We start from the raw sequence: 23,039 nt of genomic DNA, 5'->3' as shown, positions 1-23,039 counted from the left end.
CGTCACGGGCAGGCAATACCCATTGCCGATCTCATGCCGCTTGTTTACCCATCGGTCACCGCAGTGTGGGCATCGGGTCACCCGCGGGGTCCAGCATCGATGGCGGCCGTGCGCAGAAGCGCCGGTCACCGTCGAAAGGATCTCTCCCCCATGCCCATTCGTCTGCCCCTGCTGATGAAGGACCACGTCGCCGGGAAGCGCTCAGCCGTCACCTGTGCGCTCAAGTGCGGCAACCAGTGCGTCGGCGCACTGTGCAACACTTCCGACAACTCCTACTTCCGCGACGTCGCCTCCGGCGCCCTCTCCCGCCGCGCCCTCCTCGGCGGCGGCGCCGCTGCCGCAGTCGCCATCGCCGCCGCCGGTACCCAGGGCGCTGCTCCTGCCACCGCTGCCGAGGCCCCCGGCGCCGCCTTCGGCCTGAAGCCGTCGGCCCCCGGCGGCTCGAAGCTCCGCTTCGACGCCATCGCCCCGGTCGAGCACACCGTGGATGAGCTGACCGTGCCCGAGGGCTTCGACTGGCACACCGTCATCCGCTGGGGCGACCGCCTGTTCTCCGACGCACCCGAGTTCGACTGGGCCAAGCAGTCCGCCGAGCAGCAGAAGCGCGCCTTCGGCTACAACAACGACTACTCCGCGATTCAGGAGCAGCCGGGCACGGCCGGGAAGAAGGCCGTCATGTTCGCCAACCACGAATACACCAACGAGCAGATCATGCTGCCCGAGGGCACCAGCGAAGACGATGTGATCGAGATCGGCATGGCCGCTCACGGCCTGTCCGTGGTGGAGCTGGAGCGCAAGAACCGCACCTGCCCCTACTCCCCCATCGTCGACGCCCCGCTGAACCGCCGCATCCTCCTCGACGAGGTCTTCGAACTCACCGGCCCCCTCGCTGGCAGCGACGCCGTGAAGACCAAGGAGGATCCGGAGGGGCGCCGCGTGCTCGGCACCCTCGGCAACTGCTCCGGCGGTCTCACCCCGTGGGGCACCATCCTCTCCGGTGAGGAGAACTTCCACAGCTACTTCCTGGGCAGCGCCTCCTACGGGTCGAACAAGCGCTACGGCGTCACCAATACCGAGGGCACCGCCCGCGGCTGGGAGAAGAAGTACGACCGCTTCGACTCCCGCATCGACGGCTACGAGAACGAACCGAACCGCTTCGGCTACATCGTCGAGGTGGATCCGTGGGACCCGACCTCCACACCCCGCAAGCACACGTCTCTCGGACGCCTCAAGCATGAGGGCGCCAACATCATCATCGGTGAGGACGGCCGCGCCGTCGCCTACACCGGTGACGACGAGGCATTCGAGTACCTCTACAAGTTCGTCTCCGCTGACCGCTATTGCGAAGGCGATCGCGCCCACAACATGACCCTGCTGGAGAAGGGCGACCTGTACGTCGCCCGCTTCACCGGCAACTCCCCCGCCGCTGAGATCACCGGCAGCGCCGAGCTCCCCTCCGACGGCGCCTTCGACGGCTCCGGCGAGTGGATCGCCCTCGTGAAGGACGGCGAGTCCGCCGTTGAGGGCTTCACGCTGGAGGAGGTGCTGGTGAACACCCGCGCTGCCGCGGACGCCGTCGGCGCCACGAAGATGGACCGCCCGGAGGATGTCGAGCCGTCCCTCGTGAGCCGCAAGGTGTACATGGCGTGCACGAAGAACTCCGACCGCGGCGCCGCCGGCAAGGCACCCGCCGACGAAGCGAACCCGCGCGCCAAGAACCGCGACGGCCACGTGATCGAGATCGACGAGCTCGGCGACCAGGCGTCGCAGACCTTCGCGTGGAACATCCTCCTGGTGGCCGGTGATCCGGCGCAGGGCGACCCGGTGTACTTCTCCGGTTTCCCGGTGGACAAGGTCTCCCCGATCTCGTGCCCGGACAACGTCGCCTTCGACTCCGTCGGCAACCTCTGGATCTCCACCGACGGCGCCCCCGGCGGCATCGGCTACAACGACGGCCTCTTCCGCGTCACCCTGGAGGGCGAGGAGCGCGGCCGTGTGGAGCAGTTCCTGTCCGTGCCGCGCGAAGGCGAGACCTGCGGCCCCGTGGTCCACGACCGCGACGAGTCCGTATTCGTGTCCGTCCAGCACCCCGGTGAGGACGGCACCTTCGCCGACCAGCACTCCTTCTTTCCGGACTACAACGGCACCGGTCCCCGCCCGACCGTGGTGCAGGTGCTGCCGCGCCGCGGCAACCGCCCCGACCACGCCGATCAGAAGCCCGGCAAGGGCAAGGACAAGCCCGGTCACGGCAAGGACAAGCCCGGTCACGGCAAGGGCAAGGGCAAGGGAAATGGGAAGGGCCGGAAGAAGCACTGATCCTCAGCCCTGAGATCCGGCGCTGCCACCGGCGCCCACCACCAGCCTGCGTCCCTGTGCTCACAGTCACAGAGACGTAGGCTGGTGTCATGAAGAACCTGATGAACACTCCCCAGACCATCGTCGATGATGCGCTCGCGGGCATGGCGGCCGTCCACCCCTCCCTGCAGCTCGACGCCGAGCACCGCGTGATCCACCGCGCCCACCCGAAGAAGGAGGGCCTGGTCGGGATCATCTCCGGCGGCGGCTCCGGCCATGAGCCCCTGCACGCCGGCTTCGTCGGCGAGGGCATGCTCGACGCCGCCTGCTCCGGGGAGGTGTTCACCTCCCCCGTGCCGGACCAGATCATGGCCGCGGCGAAGCACGCTGACCGCGGCGCCGGTGTCCTGTTCATCGTGAAGAACTACACCGGTGACGTCATGAACTTCGAGATGGCCGCCGAACTCGCCGCCGCCGAATCCGACATCGAGATCGAAACCGTCGTCATCGCCGACGACGTCGCCGTGGAGGACTCCACCTTCACCGCGGGGCGCCGCGGCGTGGGCGCCACCGTGCTGGTGGAGAAGATCGCCGGCGCAGCAGCCGAACGCGGTGACAGCCTTCAGCAGGTCGCCGAGATCGCGCGTCGCGCCGCTGAGGCGTCCCGTTCGATGGGCATGGCGCTCACCTCCGTCACCGTCCCCGCGAACGGCAAGCCCAGCTTCGACCTTCCGAGCGACGAGGTGGAGATCGGCATCGGCATCCACGGCGAGCCGGGCCGCCATCGCGAGAAGCTGACGAGCGCGGCAGAGATCACCCGCACCCTGATGGACCCGCTGCTCGCAGAACTGCCCGGTGAGGGCGGCGTGCTGCTGTTCGTCAACGGTATGGGCGCCACCCCGCTGCTCGAACTGTACGTCGTCGCGAAGGAAGCGGCGGCGGTCCTGGGCGAAGCGGGGATCCCCCTGCAGCGCTCCCTGGTGGGGGACTACATCACCAGCCTCGACATGGCCGGCTGCTCGATCACCCTGCTGCGCCTGGACGACGACCTTGCCGACCTGTGGGACGCCCCCGCCTCCACGCCCGGACTCACGATGGGAGGTTCCCGATGAGCACCCTCACCACGTCTGAACTCATCGCCTGGATCAGCACTGCCGCCGACTCCCTCGCTGAGCACGCCGCAGAACTGACGGACCTGGACGCCGCCATCGGCGATGCGGACCACGGCACCAACATGAAGCGAGGGATGCGCGCCGCCGCGGACGCCGTCGCCGACGCTGAGTTCGAGACGCCCGCTGCGCTCGCGAAGAAGGTCGGCATGTCGCTCGTCTCCGCCGTCGGCGGTGCCTCAGGTCCCCTGTACGGCACGTTCTTCCTCCGATTCGCCCAGGGCGCTGGCGACGCCGCCGATCTCGATGCCGAAGCGCTCGCCGCTGCCCTCGACGCCGCAGCGGCTGGTGTTGCACAGCGCGGAAAGGCGGACATCGGGGAGAAGACGATGCTCGATGCTCTCCGTCCCGCAGCTGACGCGGCGAAGGAGGCGGCAGCCGAAGGAGCAGATATCACAGCGATGCTCACCGCTGCGGTCGCAGCCGCGCGTGAAGGACGGGACGCCGTGATCGACTCGGTCGCCACGAAGGGCCGCGCCTCCTATGTGGGTGAGCGGGCGAAGGGGCACATCGACCCCGGTTCGCAGTCCGCGGTGCTGCTGCTGGAAGCGCTGCAGGCCGCCGTGGGAGCAGCAGCATGACCGGCATCGTGGTGGTGTCCCACTCCCCCGCCCTGGCGCGCGCCGCCGTGGACCTCGCGATGGAGATGGTGCGCGGTGAGGGCCCGCCGATCGAGATCGCAGCGGGCACGGCCGACGGATCCACCGGCACCGACGCCGCCGCCATCTCAGCCGCGATCGAGACCGTCACCTCCGGTGAGGACGCGCCGGGCGCGGTGGTGCTGTGCGACATCGGCTCCGCCGTGCTGTCCGCGCAGATGGCGCTGGAGTTCCTGGACCCGCAGGTCGCCGAGCGGGTGATCCTGTCGGATGCGCCGCTGGTGGAGGGCCTGATCGGTGCGGTCGTCACCGCCTCCGCCGGCGCGGGCGCTGAGGCGGTCGCTGAGGAAGCGGGTCGGGCCGTGGACGCCAAGCGGTCGCAGATCGCCTCCTGAGGCGCGGGCTTCAGCCGGGGCGGCGCCGCGCCGTCAGCGGACGTCGTCGGGCAGGTCCGTGGTGGTGACCCCGTTCTCGAGCTGCTCGAGGGCGCGCGCATACACGCGGGTGAAGCGATCATTCATCGGCGGCGGCTGATCCGCCGGGAACCAGCGCGCCTCGGTGTTCTCCCCGTCGGCCGGGTGCGGCTCCCCCGCCTTCCATTCGCACACGAACGCGAGGTCGAGGTAGCTCGCCTCGTCGCCGTTGGGGTACGTCATGGGGCCGACGGTGTCCAGCGCAGCCAGGTGCAGCACCCGCGCCTGCACCCCGGTCTCCTCCTCGATCTCCCGCAGGGCCGCCCGCGCGGGATGCTCCAGCGGGTCGATGATGCCGGTGACCGGGGTCCATTCGCCGTTGTCGGAGCGGCGCACGAACAGGGCGCGGTCCCGCTGCGGGGTCAGCACCACCGCCGTGGCGCCGGACAGCCACAGCGGCGCCGTGCCGACCTTCTCCCGCAGCGCGAGGATGAAATCGGGGGTCGTCATGGTCAGCGCCGCTTGCGCTTCTCGCGGATCCGCACCGAGATCTCGATCGGCGACCCGGTGAACTCGAAGTCCTCCCGGAGGCGGCGTTCGATGAAGCGGCGGTACCCGTGCTCGAGGAACCCGGAGGCGAAGATGACGAACCGGGGCGGGCGGGAGCGCGCCTGGGTCGCGAACAGGATGCGGGGCTGCTTGCCGCCGCGCAGCGGATGCGGGTGCGCCGCCACCAGAGTGCCGAGGAACGCGTTGAGGCGCGCGGTGGGGATGCGCGCATCCCACGATTCGAGGGCGCGGTCCAGCGCCGGCACCAGCTTGTCGGTGTGGCGGCCCGTTTCGGCGGAGATGTTGATGCGGGGAGCCCACGCCACGTGCGCGAGGTCCTTCTCGATCTCCCACTCGAGCTCCTTGCGGCGGTCTTCGTCGATCAGGTCCCACTTGTTGAAGGCGAGGACGAGGGCGCGGCCGGACTCGAGGACCATGTCAATGATCTTCATGTCCTGCGTGGAGATCGTCTCGGTCGCCTCCAGCAGCACCACGGCCACTTCCGCACGGTCCAGCGCCGCCTGCGTACGGATGGAGGCGAAGAAGTCAGCGCCGCCGGTCTGGTTGACGCGTCGGCGGATGCCGGCGGTGTCCACGAAGGTCCATTCGCGGCCGGCGAGGGTGATGACCTCGTCAACGGGGTCGCGGGTGGTGCCGGGGACGTTGTCCACCACCACGCGGTTCTCCTTCGCCAGCTTGTTCAGCAGGGAGGACTTGCCGACGTTCGGGCGACCGATCAGGGCGACGCGGCGGGGACCGTCCGGCTTCGCCGGGGTGGAGCCCTCCTCGGGCAGGATCTCCAGGACGGCGTCGAGGACGTCACCGGAGCCGCGCCCGTGCAGCGCCGACACCATGTGCGGCTCCCCCAGGCCCAGGTTCCACAGCGACGCGGCTTCGAGCTCGGCGCGCTCATCATCGACCTTGTTCGCAACCAGCAGCACCGGCTTCTTGGAGCGGCGCAGCACCTTCACGAACTGTTCGTCGGTGGTGGTGATGCCGACGTGGACGTCCACGATGAACACCACCGCGTCGGCCAGGCCGATCGCGGCCTCCGCCTGCTCGGCAACACGGTGGTCGATGCCGGCGACCCGGTCCTCCCAGCCGCCGGTGTCCACCAGCATGAAGTCGCGGCCCGCCCAGTTCGCTTCGTAGAAGACGCGGTCGCGGGTGACACCGGGGGTGTCCTCGACGACGGCGGCGCGGTGGCCGAGGATGCGGTTGACGAACGTCGACTTGCCGACGTTCGGGCGGCCGACGATCGCGAGGGTGGGCAGGAGGCGCTGCTCCTGTTCGGTGGGGAAGTCCGCGAACTCCCCGCTGAGCAGGGCGGCGTCCTCGTCGTCGAGGTCGTAATCGTCCAGGCCCGCGCGCAGCGCCTGGGTGCGCTGGACGTCGTCGGCGTCGACGCCGTCCTCCGCCCAGTCGTCGTCCTCCCAGTCGTCATCGTCGTCGACCAGTTCGATGCCGGGCACGAGCTCCAGCACCGCGTTGACGACGTCGTCGATGCTGAGGCGGGTGGTGTCGATGGTCGTGACGCCCTCGGCGGCGGTCATGAACTCCGAGACGGTGGAGTCGTCGCGGTCGCGGCGCAGCACCTGGTCGCGCATGCGCTGCGCGGTCTCCTCGTTGTCCTCGAGCTGCAACTGCTGGGAGCGGCGCGCCATGCGGGCCTCTTCGCTGGCGGTCAGCAGCACGCGCACGTCCGCTTCCGGGGCGACCACAGTGGTGATGTCACGGCCTTCGGCGACGCAGAACCCGAGCCGGTGAGCGGTGGAGAACAGCAGGGCGCGCTGCCGCTCCTGCAGGATGATCCGCACCTGCGGGTTCGTCGCGACGGCGCTGACGCGGGTGGAGACCTCTTCGGTGCGGATGGCGTCGGTGATGTCGTCCTCGCCGACGAGGACACGCGGGTCGCTCGGGTCGGTGATGATCTGCAGCGGCATCTCGCCGACGTGCTCGGTGACGGCCTTCTCGTCAGAGAGATCGATGCCGGCCTTCATGCAGGACCAAGCGGCGGCACGGTACATGGCGCCGGTGTCGAGATAGCCGCCGCTCAGGGCGCGGGCGACCTCTCGCGACACGGTGGACTTGCCCGAGCCGGCGGGCCCGTCGATCGCAATGGTTACGGGGTCCACTGGTCCTCCAATTCGTTCGGCAACAGCCTCCAGGATAGTTACTCTTCGCCCGCGCGGGCCCAGCCTTTCTCCTCCAGCATGGCCACCATGCGCCCCTCATCACGTTTCAGCACGCTGATGTGCGCCAGGCCCACCGGTTGGCCGATCGAATGCTCCAGCCGCAGGTCCTCCATGTTGATCCCCGCATCGCCCATATCGCTGAGCAGACGCGCCAGGGCACCGGGGCTGTCCGGCACGAGGATGGTGAACGCGGCGAACGAATCTGCGGAGCCGCCGTGCTTGCCGGGGATGCGGGCCACACCGAGGTTGCCGTCGGCGATGGTGCGGGCTATCTCCGCCCGCGGCGTGCCCTGCCCGTCGGCGTCGCACAGCGAGTCGAACGCGCCGACGAGGCGGCCCAGGTCCTCCTGGAAGGCCCGCAGGATGGGCCGAAGTGCGGGGGCGTTCGCCACGAGGATCTCCACCCAGAGGCGCGGATCGGAGTGGGCGATGCGAGTGGTGTCGCGCAGTCCCTGCCCGGCGAGGGCGAGGGACCCGTCGGCGGCGGACTGCAGCTGCCGCGCGAGCAGGCTCGCGACCAGCTGCGGGGCGTGGGAGACATAGGCGACGGAGAGGTCATGCGCGGCGGCTTCGGAGCGGACGACGACACCGCCGAGTTCGTGGCCGAGCCTCTCAACCGCATCGACGGCGCGCCGGCTCGAGCCGTTGTGCGGGACGAGCACGAACGGGCGACCGAGGAACAGGTCGCCGCGGGCGGCGACCACGCCGGAGACCTCGCGCCCGGCCATGGGGTGCGCGCCGACGTACCGGGAGGCGTCCAGGTCCGGGTCCGCTGCGGCGGCGTCGAGGACGGCGCGCTGGATCGTCTCCTTCACGCTGGCGACGTCGCACACGATCGCGTCGGGGAACTCCCGCAGCGCGTCCACGACGATGCGCCCGGTGACATCCGGTGGGGTGGCGACGACGACGAGGCCGGGGGTCGACTCCCCCTCATCGGCACCGACGCCGAGTTCACGGGCGAGGCGGGCGGTGCCGGGTGAGGAGTCGCGGACCAGGACCTCGCGGCCGCGGGCGCGCAGGGCGAGGCCGACGGAGCCGCCGATCAGCCCGGCGCCGATGACCAGGACGGTCACAGGCCGACGCTCGCCATCAGGGTGCCGAGCTCCTTGCCGGTGAGCTCACGCGACTGGCCCGACTTCAGGTCGTTGAGCAGCACGGGGCCGATGCGGGTGCGCACCAGGCCCGTCAGCGGGTGGCCGAGGGCCTCGAACATGCGGCGAACGATTCGGTTGCGTCCCTCGTGGATGGTGATCTCCACGAGCGCTTCCCTGCCGTTGTGGGCGAGCAGGGCGGCGCGGTCCGCAGTCGCGGAGCCGTCCTCCAGGTCGATGCCGTCGCGCAGCTGCTTGAGGATGCCGCGGGGGAACTCCGGGGCGTCGAGGTCGAAGCGGCAGACGTACGTCTTGGACACTTCGAAGCTGGGGTGCATCAGGCGGTGGGCGAGCTCCCCGTCGTTGGTGAGCAGCAGCAGCCCTTCGGTCTCGTAGTCGAGCCGGCCCACGTGGTAGAGCCGCACCGGGTACTCCTCGACGAACTCGCTGAGGCTCCGGCGGCCTTCCGGGTCGTCCATCGTGGACATCACCTTCGGCGGCTTGTGCAGCGCGATCGTCAGCTTCGTGTCGTCGAGCTGCAGGCGGCGACCGTCCACGTGCACCACCTGCGTCTCAGGGTCCACACGGACGCCCTGCGTGGTGACCGTTTCGCCGTCCACGGCGACGCGGCCGGTGGCGATGAGCGCTTCGCAGGCGCGGCGGGACCCGAAGCCGGCGCGGGCAAGGACCTTCTGCAGCCGCTCCCCCGTCGGCCCCTGGTCACCGACCTCGGGGCCCCAGGAGCCGCCGAAGTCCTCGAGGTCCTCGTCCTTCGCGGGAGCGGGACGGTCGGCGCCGTCGGAGTCGCGCAGGCGGATCTGCTTGGGGGCCGTGAAGTCGCTGGAGCGACGGCGACGCTTCGGCTGGGTCATTCAGGCAGCGCTCCCCCGGGCGATGAGTTCACGGGCGAGCTGACGGTAGGCGTCCGCGCCCTTCGTGGAGGAGGCGAAGGAGATGATCGGTTCGGCGGCGACCGAGGCGTCGGGGAACTTCACGGTGCGGTTGATGGTGGAGTGGAACACCTTGTCGTCGAACGCTTCGACCACGCGGGCGCACACTTCGCGGGCGTGCAGCGTGCGCGGATCGAACATGGTGATCAGGATGCCGTCGATCTCCAGCGCCGGGTTGATGCGGTCCTGCACCTTCTCGATCGTCTCCACCAGCAGTGCGACGCCGCGCAGTGCGAAGTACTCCGCTTCCAGCGGGATGATGACGCCGCGGCTGGCGGCGAGGGCGTTGACGGTGAGCAGTCCGAGCGACGGCTGACAGTCGATGATGATGACGTCGTAGTCGTCGACCACGGGGCGCAGCACGCGGGCGAGTGCCATCTCGCGGGCCACCTCGTTGACCAGCTGCACTTCCGCGGCGGACAGGTCGATGTTCGCCGGCAGCACGTCCATGTTCTCCGTGCCGGTCTCCTGGATGACATCGCGGATGTCGTGCTCGCGCTCCAGCAGGAGGTTGTAGACGGTGACGTCGAGGTCGTACGGGTTGACGCCGGTGCCGGCGGACAGCGCACCCTGCGGATCGAGGTCCACGAGCAGAACCCGTCGGCCGTATTCGGCGAGGGCGGCGCCCAGGTTGATGACGCTGGTGGTCTTGCCGACCCCGCCCTTCTGGTTGACCATCGAGATGATGCGGGCGGGTCCGTGGGAGTCCAGAGGAGTCGGCTCGGGGAACTCGGGCAGCGGGCGTCCCGTGGGGCCGTAGCTGAGCTCGAGCTCGAGTTCGTTTCTGTCCTTCACGTCGCTCCCTGATTCTCGTCGGTCGGTGTGCAGTTGTTCATCGTACCTGCCGAAGGTGCGTCCAGCGCCCGGGGATGAGCGAGGGCGTGCACCTCCCGCAGCGCGTCCGGTGTCACGTGCGTGTAGAGCTGCGTTGTGGTGACCGAGGCGTGCCCCAGCAGCTCCTGCACGGTGCGCACATCGGCGCCGCCCTGCAGCAGGTGGGTGGCGTAGGAGTGCCGCAGCGTGTGCGGGCTGACCTGCGCGGGGATCGTGGCTGCTTCGGCGGCGTCCCGCACGATCGTGAACGCCGCCTGACGGGTGAGGCGGGTGCCGCGGTGGCCGAGGAACAGGGCTGGGCCGCCGGTGCCGCGCTGAGCGAACACGGGACGGGCCCGCACCTGGTAGGCGGTGACGGCGTCGATCGCCATGGACCCCAGCGGGACGGCGCGCTGCTTGTCGCCCTTGCCGTGCAGGCGCAGCACCCTCTCCTCCAGCAGAAGGTCGTCGAGGTCGATGCCGATCGCTTCGCTGATGCGGGCACCGGTGCCGTACAGGATCTCCAGCAGCGCCCGGTTGCGCAGGGACCGCTCCTCGGCGAGGCGGCCGGTGAACGGCCCGGAGCCGGCGTCGATGATGCGGGCGACCTCGTCGATGCTGAGCGCTTCGGGGAGGTCGAGGGGGCGCGCCGGGCCGGTGAGGCGGGCCGACGGGTCATCGCTGCGCGCACCGTCCTCCTCCGCGAACCGGTGCAGGGCTCGGATGGAGGCGAGCATACGGCCCGCTGAGGACGCTGCCAGGGCGCGGCCTCCGTCGGCCCCCTCCTGGACGGCCTGGAGGAAGGCGGTGATGTGCTCGCTGCCGGCGTCGGCGATGCCGAGGCCCTGGCTGCGGAGGTAGTGGGCGTAGCGGGTGAGGTCGCGCTGGTATGCGCGGACCGTATTGGCGGCGAGCCCCCGCTCCACGCGGATGTGGGTGAGGAATCCGCGGAGCAGGGGCTCGTCCATGGGGCCGGTGGTGGGGCTCAGAAGCGCAGGAACGGGTCGAGCGCGAGCGCCACGAACAGCAGCGTCAGGTAGGTGATGGAGGCGTGGAAGACCCCCATCGGGTGGAGATCGCGGCCGGTGCGGCCCTGGAACACGCGCACGGCGTAGCGGATGATCAGGGCAAGGAACCAGGCGCCCACGGCGATGGCGGCGACGGCGTACACCGGGCCGGTCGGTGCCAGAGGGATGATCGCGAGAGAGCAGGCGACCATGGCGACGGTGTGGGCGATCATCTGCACCGCCACGTTCCGGCGGGAGGACACGACCGGCAGCATCGGCACACCGGCGCGTTCATAGTCGCGGGTGAACTTCTCCGCGAGCGGCCAGTAGTGCGGCGGCGTCCAGAAGAAGATGACGAGGAACAGCAGGAACGCGGTCCAGGACACGGTCCCGGTCACCGACGACCAGCCGATTAGCACGGGCATGCAGCCGGCGACGCCGCCCCACACGATGTTCTGGCTGGTGCGGCGCTTGAGGATCAGGGTGTAGAACACCACGTACAGGACGATGGCGCCGAGCGCGAGCATCGCCGACACGGCGTTGACCAGCACCCACAGGTACACGGTGGACAGCGCCGAGAGCACCAGGCCGAAGATGACGGCGGCGCGGGGGCTGATCTCACCGGTCACCAGGGGGCGGTTCTTCGTGCGCTTCATCTTCGCGTCGATGTCGCGGTCGAAGAACATGTTGAGCACGTTGGCGCCGCCGGCCGCGAGGTAGCCGCCGATGATCGTGTTGAGGATCAGCAGGAACGGCGGGAAGCCACCGGCCGCGAGGAACATGGTGGGCACGGTGGTGATGAGCAGCAGCTCGATGATGCGCGGCTTGGTCAGCGCCACGTAGTTGAGCACGGTGCGCTTGACGGACCGGGGCCGCTGCGGCGCGCTCACCTGCACTGCTTCAGGTGCGGCGGGCTCTGCCTGCACTGGGCTGTCCACGGGTTTCGTCACGTCACCGACCTCGTCTTCTCGCTGTCCGACACACCCGCGCTCCAAGGGCCACGGGCCCGGCCAGTGTATCGGCGGGGGCGCTGGTGGGCCAGCATCTGAGGGGCGTTGCACGTCACGCCCACTCGGCCCCGGCCCCGCCGTGATGACCGGGCGCGCGAGACGTGGACCTCGCAGAGTGAGCCGAGTGGGAAGCGTTAGGCTCGGATGCGCTGATGCCGAGCTCCGCCTCCGCCCCCGCCGCATCGGCGGCCGCGAGCGGGCCGAGCCGAACACTCCCGAAAGGAAACTGTTCATGACCACTGACTTCATCGCTCCCGAGGGCTGGACCGACCTCGACCGCCGCGCCGTTGACACCGCCCGCACCCTCGCTGTGGACGCCGTCGAGAAGGTCGGCAACGGCCACCCCGGCACCGCCGTCAGCCTCGCCCCGGCCGCCTACCTCCTCTACCAGGACGTCATGGCGTACGACCCGAAGGACCCGAACTGGATGGGCCGCGACCGCTTCGTGCTCTCCGCCGGCCACTCCAGCATCACCCAGTACGCCCAGCTGTTCCTCGCCGGAGTCGGCCTCGAGCTCGAGGACCTCAAGCAGCTGCGCACCTTCCGCTCCAAGACGCCCGGCCACCCGGAGAACTTCGTGACCGACGGCGTCGAGGTGACGACCGGTCCCCTCGGCCAGGGCGTCGCCATGAGCGTGGGCATGGCCATGGCGCAGCGCCGTGAGCGCGGCCTGCTCGACCCGGACGCTCCCGCCGGCGAGAGCCCGTTCGACCACTTCACCTACGTCATCGCTTCCGACGGCGACCTGCAGGAGGGCGTCTCCCACGAGGCCAGCTCCCTCGCCGGCACCCAGAAGCTCGGCAACCTCGTCGTGATCTGGGACGACAACGAGATCTCCATCGAGGGTGACACCGAGATCGCCTTCACCGAGGACGTCGCCGCCCGGTACGAAGCGCTCGGCTGGGATGTGCGCACCGTGGACTGGCGCAACGGTGGCCAGTACCGCGAGGACGTTGCCGCGCTCAAGCAGGCGATCGAGGACGGCAAGAAGGTCACCGACAAGCCGACCTTCATCCAGCTGAAGACCATGATCGGCTGGCCGCTGCCGGGCGTGCAGGGCAAGGCGTCCGTCCACGGCTCCGCCGTCGGCGCCGAAGCGATCCGCGGCCTGAAGGAGAACATCGGGGTCGACCCCGACAAGGACTTCGAGGTCGCCCCCGAGGTGCTCGAGCACACCCGCGCCCGCGGTGAGAAGACCCAGGCCGAGCGCGATGAGTGGGCGAAGAAGTTCGACGCCTGGAAGAGCGCGAACCCTGAGAAGGCCGAGCTGCTTGAGCGTCTGCAGAAGCGTGAACTGCCGGACCTCACCGACGCCCTGCCCGCCTTCGATGCCGATGAGAAGGGCATCGCCACCCGCGCCGCCTCCGGGAAGATCCTTGAGGCCCTCGCCGATGTGGTTCCTGAGCTGTGGGGCGGCTCCGCTGACCTCGCCGGCTCCAACAACACCACGATGAAGGGGGAGCCGTCGTTCATCCCGACCGAGCATCAGACCGAGGACTTCTCCGGCAATCCGTTCGGCCGCACCCTGCACTTCGGCATCCGTGAGCACGCGATGGGCTCGATCCTCGCGGGCATCTCGCTGCACGGCCTGACCCGCCCGTACGGCGGCACCTTCTTCCAGTTCGCCGACTACATGCGCGGCGCTGTCCGCCTCACCTCCCTGATGAACGTGCCCTCCACCTACGTGTGGACGCACGACTCCATCGGCCTCGGTGAGGACGGCCCCACGCACCAGCCGGTCGAGCACCTCGCCGCGTACCGTGCGATCCCGAACCTGTCGATCGTGCGGCCCGCTGACGCGACCGAGACCGCTCAGGCGTGGAAGGCCCTGTTGGAGCGGGACCGCGGCCCCGTCGGCCTCATTCTGACCCGCCAGGCGGTGCCGACGTTCGACCGCGAGGAGTACGCCGACGCCGCCGGTCTCGCCAAAGGCGCGTACGTGATGAAGGAGGCGTCGGCTGAGCCCCAGCTGATCCTCATCGCCACCGGCTCCGAGGTGCAGCACGCCGCTGCCGCGCAGAAGAAGCTGGAGGCCGACGGGATCCCCACCCGTCTCGTGTCCATGCCGTGCATGGAGTGGTTCGAGGAGCAGGACGAGGCGTACCGCGAATCGGTTCTGCCGAGCTCCGTGAAGGCGCGCGTCAGCGTCGAGGCGGGCATTGCGATGCCGTGGCACCGCTACCTCGGCGACGCCGGCCGCGCCGTCTCCCTCGAGCACTACGGCGCGTCCGCCGACGGCGCCCTGCTGTTCGAGGAGTTCGGCTTCACCGCCGACAACGTGATGAAGGCGGCGAAGGAGTCCCTCGCCGCTGCCGGCAACTGACCCGCACCATCCCGCTCACCCGACGACCCTCCCGAAAGGACTGGGAACCCATGGCTCAGAACCCGAACACTCAGGCCCTGTCCGATGCCGGCGTCTCCATCTGGCTGGACGACCTCTCCCGCCACCGCCTCACCAGCGGCGGCCTGAAGGACCTGATCGCCTCGAAGAACGTGGTCGGTGTGACCACGAACCCGTCGATCTTCCAGGGCGCGATCTCCGGCTCGAAGGACTACGACGACGCGATCGCAGGCCTCTACGCCGACGGCCGCGACGTGGACGGCATCATCGAAGCACTCACCACCGATGACGTGCGCGACGCCTGCGACGTCTTCATGGACCTGTACCGCTCCACCCAGGGGTACGACGGCCGCGTCTCCATCGAGGTGGATCCGCGCCACGCCAACGACACCGACGCCACCATCGAGCAGGCGCAGCGCCTGTACGACCTGGTGGACCGCGAGAACGTCATGATCAAGATCCCGGCGACCCTCGAGGGTCTGCCGGCGATCACCGAAGTGATCTCCCGCGGCATCAGCGTCAACGTCACTCTCATCTTCTCCGTCGCCCGCTACGAGGAGGTCATCGAGGCCTACCTGGAGGGCCTGGAGAAGGCGGCAGAGGCCGGCCGCGATCTCGCCACGATCCATTCGGTGGCCTCGTTCTTCATCTCCCGCGTGGACACGGAGATCGACAAGCGCCTGGAGGAGATCGGCGGCGACGCCCTCGAACTGCTCGGCAAGGCGGCCGTGGCGAACGGTCGCGCCGCGTTCGGGCTGTACGCCCGCGAGTTCTCCTCGGAGCGCTTCGGTGCGCTGAAGGAGAAGGGCGCGAATGTGCAGCGTCCCCTGTGGGCGTCCACCGGTGTGAAGAACGAAGACTACTCCGACACCCTCTACGTGGACGAGCTCGTCACCGACCCGGCGGTGAACACAATGCCGGAGAAGACCCTGGACGCGTTCGCCGACCACGGCGACGCCTCCGGCCGCCTCACCGTCGCAAGCGCCGCCGATGAGGAGGAGAAGGCGGAGGAGCTGTTCGACCGCCTCGCTGAGGCCGGCATCGACCTCGCGGACGTGTTCGCACAGCTGGAGTCCGAAGGCGTGTCGAAGTTCGTCGACGCCTGGGGTGAGCTGCTGGACACCGTCGGCTCCGCTCGGCCGTCCGAGAACGCCTGAGCGCGCCGACCGGGAGGACACGAGTGAACAACCCCCTGCGCGATCCCCGCGACCGGCGCCTGCCGCTGATCGCGGGACCGAGTTCGATGGTCATGTTCGGTGTGACCGGTGACCTCGCGAAGAAGAAGCTGCTGCCGGCGATCTACGACCTCACCAACCGCAGCCTGCTGCCGCCGAGCTTCGGCCTGGTCGGCTTCGGGCGCCGCGACTGGTCGCATGAGGACTTCGCCGACTATGTCGAAGAGGCGGTGAAGGAGGGCGCCCGCACCGGCTTCCGCCAGAGCGTGATGGACCAGCTGCGCGGCGGCCTGCGCTTCGTCACCGGCGAGTTCGATGAGACCGCCGCGTACGAGCGCCTCACCGACGTGGTGAAGGAGCTCGATGAGACCCGCGGCACCGGCGGCAACCACGCGTTCTACCTGTCGATCCCGCCGAAGGCGTTCCCTCAGGTCTGCGAGCAGCTCGCGAACTCCGGCCTGAACGCGTCGGAGAACGGGTCGTGGCGGCGCGTCGTCATCGAGAAGCCCTTCGGGCACAACCTCGAGAGCGCACGCGAACTGAACGACGTGGTGGAGAAGGTGTTCGATGAGGAGGACGTCTTCCGCATCGACCACTACCTCGGCAAGGAGACGGTGCAGAACCTCCTCGCCTTCCGCTTCGCCAACCAGATGTTCGAGCCGGTGTGGAACGCCAACTATGTGGACCACGTGCAGATCACGATGGCTGAGGACATCGGCATCGGGTCGCGCGCCGGCTACTACGACGGCATCGGCACCGCCCGCGACGTCATCCAGAACCACCTCCTGCAGCTGTTCGCGCTGACCGCGATGGAGGAGCCGATCTCGTTCGAAGCCGCGGACCTGCGCGCCGAGAAGGAGAAGGTCCTTGCCGCGGTCGAACTGCCCGGTGACCTCGCCACCTCCACGGCCCGTGGCCAGTACGTGGGCGGCTGGCAGGGCGGCCAGTGGGTGAAGGGCTACCTGGAGGAGGAGGGCATCCCGGAGGACTCCGAAACGGAGACGTTCGCGGCGATGCAGCTGAACGTCAACACGCGCCGCTGGGCGGGTGTCCCGTTCTACCTGCGCGCCGGCAAGCGCCTGGGCCGACGGGTCACGGAGATCGCCGTGGTCTTCAAGTCTGCGCCGTTCCTCCCGTTCAACGACACGGACACAAAGGACCTCGGGCAGAACTCGATCGTGATCCGCATCCAGCCGGATGAGGGTGTGACGATGCGGTTCGGTTCGAAGGTGCCGGGTTCCCAGATGGAGGTGCGGGACGTTTCGATGGACTTCGTGTACGGCTCCAGCTTCACGGAGGAGTCGCCGGAGGCGTACGAACGTCTGATCCTGGACATGCTGCTGGGCGACCCGCCACTTTTCCCGCGCCAGCGGGAAGTGGAGCTGTCCTGGGCGATCCTCGATCCCGTCACCGAGTTCTGGGCGGAGAGCATGCCGCCCAGCCCGTACCGCGCCGGCACCTGGGGCCCCCAGACGGCGCATGACATGCTCGCCCGCGACGGACGGCATTGGAGGCGCCCATGATCCACACGATGAAGGACACCACCACGTCCGAGGTGAGCCGGGTCCTGATCGAACTGCGCGAGGACACGGGCCTGGTCACGCTCGGCCGGGTCGCCACTCTCGTGGTGATCTCCCCGGAGGACCACCTGGATGACAGCATCGATGTCGCCGTCCACGCTTCGCATGAGCATCCGGCGCGGATCATCGTGATCGTGCCGCAGGGCGACACCGACCGCAACGCGCTCGACGCGGAGGTCCGCGTCGGTGCCGACGCCGGCGCCGGTGAGCTGATCGTGCTGCGCCCGTCGGGCCTGGTGGTCAACGGCATGGACACGCTGATCACCCCACTGCTGCTGCCGGATGCGCCGATCGTCACCTGGTGGTCGGCGGCTCCGCCGGTGTGCCCCAGCCAGGACGTGGTGGGGGCGCTGTCCACCCGCCGCATCACCGATGCGCTCGCCGCGGACGACCCGGACGCGGTGATCCGCCGCCTGTCGCACAACTACCATCCCGGCGACACGGACCTGTGCTGGAGCCGCCTGACGAACTGGCGGGGACTGCTCGCAGCCGCGTACGAGCAGCCGCCGATCAGCGCCCCAACCGCCGTCACCATCGAGGGGAAGCTCAACAAGCCGACGGTGACCCTGATGCGGCAGTGGCTCGCGGACTTCCTGTGCGTGCCGGTGACGGTGAAGGACACCGACGGCGACTTCGGTCTGATCTCCATCACCCTGCACCGTGAGGACGGCGACATCACGCTGCGCCGCGTCTCCCCGCACACGGTGATCGTGTCCACCCCCGGCGAGACCGATGACCAGTCGGTGACGATGCCGGTGCGGACCATGCACGACCTCCTCAGTGAGGAACTGCGTCGCCTCGATGCGGACGACATCTACGGCAGGGTCCTGACCGCGGCGTTCCCCCACCACGTGGATGTGAAGGACTTCGCGACCGGCAAGCCGGCGCCGTCGGACATCCGGGTGAAGGACAAGGACGACCTCATCGAGCATGCGGCGCAGTTCTCCGTGGAGATGATCGACGAAGCGGTCCGTGAGCGCGGCATCGCCCACATCGCGATGACCGGTGGCCGCACCGGCACGCAGGTGGCGCGCCGCATCGGCGAACTGCTGCACTCCACCGATGTGGCCGCCTCGAAGGTCCACGTCTGGTGGGGCGATGAGCGCTTCGTGGAGACGAAGTCCGATGACCGCAACGACCGCCCGGCCCTGTCCGCGCTGACGCTGACCGCTGGCATCCCCGTGTACAACGTGCACTCGATGCCGGCCAGCGACATGGGCATGGAACTGGACGACGCCGCCGCCTGGTACGGCCAGCAGCTGTCCCTGCTGGGTGCGGACAGCGCCCACACGGAGGAGACCGACGAGGAGCGCGCATTCTTCGACGTGGTCCTGCTCGGCATGGGCGAGGACGGGCACATCGCGTCCCTGTTCCCCGATCATGAGGACGCGGGCGATGCGACCCGGTCCGCGGTGTCGGTGCGGAACTCGCCGAAGCCGCCGTCGGAGAGGATCTCGCTGACGTGGCCGATGCTGAACGCGGCCCGCCACGTGGTGTTCCTCGTGGCCGGTGAGGAGAAGGCGGAGTTCGCGGCCCGCGCCCACGGCGACATCGACCCGGTGAACCTGCCGGCGTCCGCCGTGCGCGGCACCGTCTCCACCACCTGGTTCCTTGATCCGGAGGCGGCCTCAGCGATCGAGCACTGACCCGTCCTCATCCGCTTGCGCGAGCAGCAGCGCCCCCACCACGGGCTCTGCTGCTCGCGTCGTCTGCAGGCCCCGCGCCGCCAGCGCCTGCTCAACCCTCCGCGTGATCGGGGTGTCGGCGGCGAGCAGAGCGCCCGCCAGCACCACGAGGGCGCCGACGGGTGCACCCAGCGCGTCCAGCGTCGCCACGAGGTCACTCGCGGCGCCGTCGATGATGCTCTGCGCGACCACATCCCCCGCGCAGCTGCCGGGGATGCGGGCGAAGCGGCCCCACTGGGCGGGCGTCAGCGGATCCGCCGCCTGGATCAGCGCCTGGCGCACATCCACCGCGTCCCCGCTGCCCGCGGGCCTGGTGCTGCCCGCGATGCCGAGCTCCTCCAGCACCCGCGCAGTCATCGCCGTGGCGGGGCCTCGGTGGTCGAGATCGGCGGCGGCGGCGCGCAGCACCCGTCGGCCGATGTCCACGGCGGAGCCGCAGTCCCCCAGCAGCCAGCCCATGCCGTCCGCCCGGGCGACCATCCGGCCCTGTTCGAACCGAGCCACGGCGGCGCCGGTGCCGGCGAGCAGCAGGAACCCGTCGGCCCCCACCCGGCCGGCACCCGCGGTGAACGCGGTGACCTGGTCATCGACCACCCTGCCCACCCCGGCCGGCACGCCCGCCCGCGCGAGAGCGGGCAGCAGGAGCGCGCTGACCTCCGCGTGCCGTGCCGGCCCGGCGCCCGCAACACCGAGCACCGCCGCCTCCACCGACGCGAGGTCCTCCCCCGCGGCGCGGGCGTCCCCGGCGAGTTCGGTGAGGAGGTCGGCGACACGCCCGGCGGCGTCAGTCCCGGAGGATCGGATGTTGCAGCCGCCGCCGTTGCGCTCGGCGACGCGGACTTCCCCGCGGGTGAGGCGGAGGCGGGTGCTGGTGCCGCCGATGTCGGCCCCCAGGATCAAGCGCGGCATGTGATCCTCCTCTCGACGTCACAACCCGATCATGGTAACTTGCAGTCCATCGCGAGTCGATAAAACTTATTTTCACTTCGCGGTCGGTGACAGCTCAGCACCGGTCGGGTCAAAGGAGATCTCATGATTGCACGGCGGACAGTCCTCGCAGGCGGCGCAGCCAGCGCCGCAGCCCTCGGCCTCGCGGCCTGCGGCTCCGACTCCTCGAAGGGCAGCGGCACCGACGGCAAGGGCAAGACCCTCACCCTCTGGATCATGGAGGGCACCAACCCCTCCACCGACGCCTACATCGCCGACCTCAAGAAGAAGTTCAAGGAGGCGACCCAGGCGGACCTCACGGTCGAAGTGCAGCCCTGGGACGGCGCCCACGACAAGTTCGTCAACGTCATGGGCGGGGACAGCGCCCCGGACGTCGCCGAAGTCGGCACCACCTGGACCCCCGAGTTCGCCGACGCCGGCGGCCTCGACCCCATCGGCGACGAACTCGAGGAGGCCGGGCTCAGCGGAAAGTACGTCAAGGCCCTCAAAGAGTCCGCCACGCTTGAGGGCGAGGTGTTCGGCGCCCCCTGGTACGCCGGTGTCCGCTCCATCCTCGCCAACAAGGACCTGCTCAGCGCAGCCGGTGTCGACAAGCAGCCCGGCAACTGGCAGGAGCTGCTCGACGCTGCCCAGGCCCTGAAGAAGAAGGACCCCTCCACCATCCCGTTCCCCATCTCCGGCGGCTCCCCGTTCGGCCTGCTGCCGTTCATCTGGGGCGCCGGCGGCGAGATCGCGAAGCAGTCCGGCGACACCTGGAAGGCCGCCATCGCCGACTCCCCCGCCGTGGAGGGCGTCACCTGGTACACGGACATCGCGCTGAAGCACAAGCTGTCCACCCCCGCCGCTTCCACCTGGAAGGAGACCGACGCCCTCGCCGCGTTCCAGAAGGGCGATGTGGGCATGTTCATCACGGGCTCCTGGGTGCCCGCCACCATCAAGGAGAAGTCGCCGGAGCTGTACGACAAGCTGATGGCGTTCACCATCCCCGCGAAGGACTCCGAGGTGGCCCCGAGCTTCCTCGGCGGCTCCCACCTGTGCCGCTTCACCGGCACGAAGGAGCCGGAGCTGGCGTTCGAGCTGATCAAGCTGATGACGACCGGCGAGTTCGCCGCGAACTGGGCGAAGCAGACCAACTTCTTCCCCGGTGAGCAGTCCGCCCTCGACGAGGTCGTCACGAGCGGTGATGACCTCACCGCCGTATTCGCCAAGCAGATGACCGAAGGCGGCAAGTCCGTGCCCGTCACCCCACTGTGGGGCCAGGTCGAAGGCAAGAAGACCATCCCGAACCTTCTGAACACCGTGCTGACCGGAGGGAAGGACGCGGCGACCGCATGCCAGGACGCCGCGAAGGAGATGGACCAGATCTTCGACGACTGACCCGTCGGCCCAGTCGTCCCGTACTCTCCCCCCCCTGCCCGATTCCGCTCGTCTCGAGGTTCCCGTTGAGCACTGCCCCCTCCACCGCCGCGCCGTCGGTGCGCCGCCCCAGCCGGGCCGCGCGCCTGCGGCGGGCCCTGCCGCCCTGGCTGCTGCTGGCGCCCGCCCTGATCACCCTCGGCGTGCTGCTGCTGTGGCCGATGATCCGCGTGGCGGACCTGTCCCTGCAGAAGTTCCGGCTGCGCCACCTCCTGCGCGGCGAACGCGAGTACATCGTTCTGGAGAACTACCAGAAGATCCTCACCGACGATCACCTGTGGCTGACGGTCCTGCCGAACACCATCGGCTTCGCCGCCGTGTGCGTCGCCGCCACCATGCTGGTGGGAACGGTGGTGGCTCTGTTCCTCAACACCCTGTCCACGCCGTGGCGCATCATCTGCACCACCGCGATCATGGTGGCGTGGGCGGTGCCGGCGCTGACCGGCACGTACATCTTCGTGTGGCTGTTCGATCCCCATTCCGGGTTCGTCGCCGGTGTGCTGGAGTGGCTCGGTCTGCTGGAGGCGGACACCGTCAACTGGTGGAACAACCGGTGGGCGTTCTACGGCATCGCCGCTCTCAACGTGGTCTACCACGGGTTCCCGTTCATCGCGGTGACGATCCTCGCCGGCCTGATGACGGTCCCGAAGGAGCTGTACGAAGCGGCCCGCGTGGACGGCGCCGGCGCGTGGCGGCGCTTCGCCTCCGTCACGGTGCCGACCATGCGGCCCATCTTCGCCGTGTGCCTCATCCTCTCCACCATCTGGGACTTCAAAGTGTTCACCCAGATCTACCTCATGCCCGGCGGTGACGGCTCGAACCGATCCGTCATGAACCTCGGCGTCTGGTCCTACACCGAAGCCGCCGGGCAGGGCCACTACGGCATGGGCGCCGCCATCGCCGTGCTCCTGACCGCCCTTCTGCTCGTCATCTCCGTGGTGTACCTGCGGACTCTTCTGAAGGAGGACGACCTGTGAGAGGCCCCTCCCCCGCACGCCGCATCCTCACCGGGTTCGGCATCGCCGTGGTGCTGATCTACGCCCTGTTCCCGTTCTACTGGATGCTCAGCACCGCCGTGGACCCCCATGCGGACGCCCGCGGCGCCGGCCTGCTGCCATCCGGGTTCACCCTCGACCACTTCCATCGGGTGCTGGTGGAAGCGGACTTCCTGCAGTACGTGAAGGTGAGCCTGCTGGTGGCGCTCGGCACCGTCGTCGCCTCCGGCGCCATCGCCCTGCTCGCGGCGGTGGCGGTGGCGCGCTTCCGGTTCCGGTTCCGCTCCGTGGTGCTCATCATGGTGCTGGTGGTGCAGATGGTGCCGCTCGAAGCGCTCGTGATCCCCCTCTTCCTGCAGGCGAAGTCGCTGAACATGCTGAACTCCCTGCTCGGGCTGGTGATCGTGTACCTGGCGTTCTCACTGCCGTTCGCGATCTGGAACCTGCGCGGCTTCGTCGCTGCTGTCCCCAAGGAGCTGGAGGAGGCGGCCTACGTGGACGGCGCGTCCTGGTGGCGCATGTTCCGCTCCGTCCTGCTGCCACTGGTGGCGCCCGGCCTGGTGGCGACCTCAGTGTTCAGCTTCATCACCGCGTGGAACGAGTTCATCTTCGCCCTGACGTTCATGACGGACTCCTCGAAGTACCCCGTCGGCGTGGGACTGCGGACCTTCTTCACCACCAACACCGCGGAATGGGGCGCTGTCATGGCGGCCTCCACGATCATCGCCCTGCCGGTGGTGGTCTTCTTCGTCCTCGTCCAGCGCAACCTGGCGTCCGGCCTCACCGCCGGAGCCGTGAAGGGGTGAGC

The 23,039-nt window shown here is 69.3% G+C and carries 19 protein-coding genes; 11 read left to right on the top strand and 8 right to left on the bottom strand.

Features of this window, described 5'->3' with window-relative positions:
* Positions 1-150: 150 nt before the first annotated feature.
* The 4 genes from FHX50_RS03255 (at position 151) to dhaM (ending at position 4,458) form a co-directional block, all read left to right on the top strand.
* Positions 151-2,316: a PhoX family protein gene (locus FHX50_RS03255; RefSeq protein ID WP_183374387.1), complete on the top strand. Its 2,166-nt coding sequence runs from the start codon at positions 151-153 to the stop codon at positions 2,314-2,316.
* Between the two features lie 89 nt (positions 2,317-2,405).
* The gene (dhaK, locus tag FHX50_RS03250) at positions 2,406-3,407 is read left to right on the top strand and encodes a dihydroxyacetone kinase subunit DhaK (RefSeq protein ID WP_183374385.1); all 1,002 of its coding nucleotides are present in this window, start codon (positions 2,406-2,408) and stop codon (positions 3,405-3,407) included.
* Positions 3,404-4,045 (top strand): dihydroxyacetone kinase subunit DhaL, encoded by a 642-nt coding sequence (gene dhaL / locus FHX50_RS03245; protein WP_183374383.1) that lies wholly within the window; start codon positions 3,404-3,406, stop codon positions 4,043-4,045. The genes dhaK and dhaL overlap by 4 nt, the downstream gene beginning before the upstream one ends.
* Complete coding sequence (gene dhaM / locus FHX50_RS03240; RefSeq protein WP_183374381.1) at positions 4,042-4,458, top strand: dihydroxyacetone kinase phosphoryl donor subunit DhaM; 417 nt, start codon at positions 4,042-4,044, stop codon at positions 4,456-4,458. Before dhaL ends, dhaM begins: the two co-directional genes overlap by 4 nt.
* Before the next feature lie 33 nt (positions 4,459-4,491).
* Here the strand turns inward: dhaM and FHX50_RS03235 are convergent, their stop codons facing one another.
* Genes FHX50_RS03235 through FHX50_RS03205 form a run of 7 tightly spaced genes read right to left on the bottom strand, consistent with a single transcriptional unit; the run spans position 4,492 to position 11,977 of the window.
* Entirely contained in the window at positions 4,492-4,986 is a 495-nt protein-coding gene (locus FHX50_RS03235; protein WP_183374379.1) for an NUDIX hydrolase, read from the bottom strand.
* A gap of 2 nt (positions 4,987-4,988) precedes the next feature.
* Entirely contained in the window at positions 4,989-7,160 is a 2,172-nt protein-coding gene (gene der, locus FHX50_RS03230) for a bifunctional cytidylate kinase/GTPase Der (protein ID WP_183374377.1), read from the bottom strand.
* A gap of 38 nt (positions 7,161-7,198) precedes the next feature.
* Positions 7,199-8,293, bottom strand: a complete 1,095-nt coding sequence (locus tag FHX50_RS03225; protein ID WP_183374375.1) for a prephenate dehydrogenase — start codon at positions 8,291-8,293, stop codon at positions 7,199-7,201.
* Positions 8,290-9,183: a pseudouridine synthase gene (locus FHX50_RS03220; protein ID WP_183374373.1), complete on the bottom strand. Its 894-nt coding sequence runs from the start codon at positions 9,181-9,183 to the stop codon at positions 8,290-8,292. Before FHX50_RS03220 ends, FHX50_RS03225 begins: the two co-directional genes overlap by 4 nt.
* Positions 9,184-10,056: a ParA family protein gene (locus FHX50_RS03215; protein ID WP_343064034.1), complete on the bottom strand. Its 873-nt coding sequence runs from the start codon at positions 10,054-10,056 to the stop codon at positions 9,184-9,186.
* Entirely contained in the window at positions 10,053-11,042 is a 990-nt protein-coding gene (locus tag FHX50_RS03210; protein ID WP_183374371.1) for a site-specific tyrosine recombinase XerD, read from the bottom strand. The genes FHX50_RS03215 and FHX50_RS03210 overlap by 4 nt, the downstream gene beginning before the upstream one ends.
* Positions 11,043-11,059: 17 nt before the next feature.
* Positions 11,060-11,977 (bottom strand): heme o synthase, encoded by a 918-nt coding sequence (locus tag FHX50_RS03205; protein WP_343064047.1) that lies wholly within the window; start codon positions 11,975-11,977, stop codon positions 11,060-11,062.
* A 346-nt stretch (positions 11,978-12,323) separates the two neighbouring features.
* Here FHX50_RS03205 and tkt point away from each other — a divergent pair, with 346 nt between their 5' ends.
* The 4 genes from tkt to pgl all read left to right on the top strand — a co-directional run bounded on the left by tkt (position 12,324) and on the right by pgl (position 18,833).
* Positions 12,324-14,414 (top strand): transketolase, encoded by a 2,091-nt coding sequence (tkt, locus tag FHX50_RS03200; RefSeq protein ID WP_183374369.1) that lies wholly within the window; start codon positions 12,324-12,326, stop codon positions 14,412-14,414.
* Positions 14,415-14,464: 50 nt separating this feature from the next.
* On the top strand, positions 14,465-15,589 hold the full coding sequence (tal, locus tag FHX50_RS03195; RefSeq protein WP_183374367.1) for a transaldolase: 1,125 nt from the start codon (positions 14,465-14,467) through the stop codon (positions 15,587-15,589).
* Between the two features lie 86 nt (positions 15,590-15,675).
* The gene (gene zwf, locus FHX50_RS03190) at positions 15,676-17,130 is read left to right on the top strand and encodes a glucose-6-phosphate dehydrogenase (protein ID WP_221187164.1); all 1,455 of its coding nucleotides are present in this window, start codon (positions 15,676-15,678) and stop codon (positions 17,128-17,130) included.
* Positions 17,127-18,833, top strand: coding sequence for a 6-phosphogluconolactonase (gene pgl, locus FHX50_RS03185; RefSeq protein ID WP_183374365.1), 1,707 nt, complete (start codon positions 17,127-17,129; stop codon positions 18,831-18,833). The genes zwf and pgl overlap by 4 nt, the downstream gene beginning before the upstream one ends.
* Here pgl and FHX50_RS03180 read toward each other — a convergent pair.
* Positions 18,816-19,781, bottom strand: coding sequence for an N-acetylglucosamine kinase (locus FHX50_RS03180; RefSeq protein ID WP_183374363.1), 966 nt, complete (start codon positions 19,779-19,781; stop codon positions 18,816-18,818). The two genes, pgl and FHX50_RS03180, sit on opposite strands and share 18 nt — an antisense overlap.
* A 123-nt stretch (positions 19,782-19,904) precedes the next feature.
* Here FHX50_RS03180 and FHX50_RS03175 point away from each other — a divergent pair, with 123 nt between their 5' ends.
* From FHX50_RS03175 to FHX50_RS03165, 3 genes are all read left to right on the top strand, one after another.
* Positions 19,905-21,197 carry a sugar ABC transporter substrate-binding protein gene (locus FHX50_RS03175; protein WP_183374361.1) on the top strand — a complete coding sequence of 431 codons (1,293 nt, stop codon included), beginning with the start codon at positions 19,905-19,907 and terminating at the stop codon, positions 21,195-21,197.
* A 65-nt stretch (positions 21,198-21,262) separates the two neighbouring features.
* Positions 21,263-22,213, top strand: coding sequence for a carbohydrate ABC transporter permease (locus FHX50_RS03170; protein WP_246370642.1), 951 nt, complete (start codon positions 21,263-21,265; stop codon positions 22,211-22,213).
* Complete coding sequence (locus FHX50_RS03165; protein WP_239375384.1) at positions 22,210-23,037, top strand: carbohydrate ABC transporter permease; 828 nt, start codon at positions 22,210-22,212, stop codon at positions 23,035-23,037. The genes FHX50_RS03170 and FHX50_RS03165 overlap by 4 nt, the downstream gene beginning before the upstream one ends.
* Positions 23,038-23,039: the final 2 nt, after the last annotated feature.

This window comes from Helcobacillus massiliensis (assembly GCF_014191425.1).
GTDB classification, from domain to species: Bacteria; Actinomycetota; Actinomycetes; order Actinomycetales; family Dermabacteraceae; genus Helcobacillus; species Helcobacillus massiliensis.
This window is presented reverse-complemented; position numbering and strand designations above follow the sequence as displayed.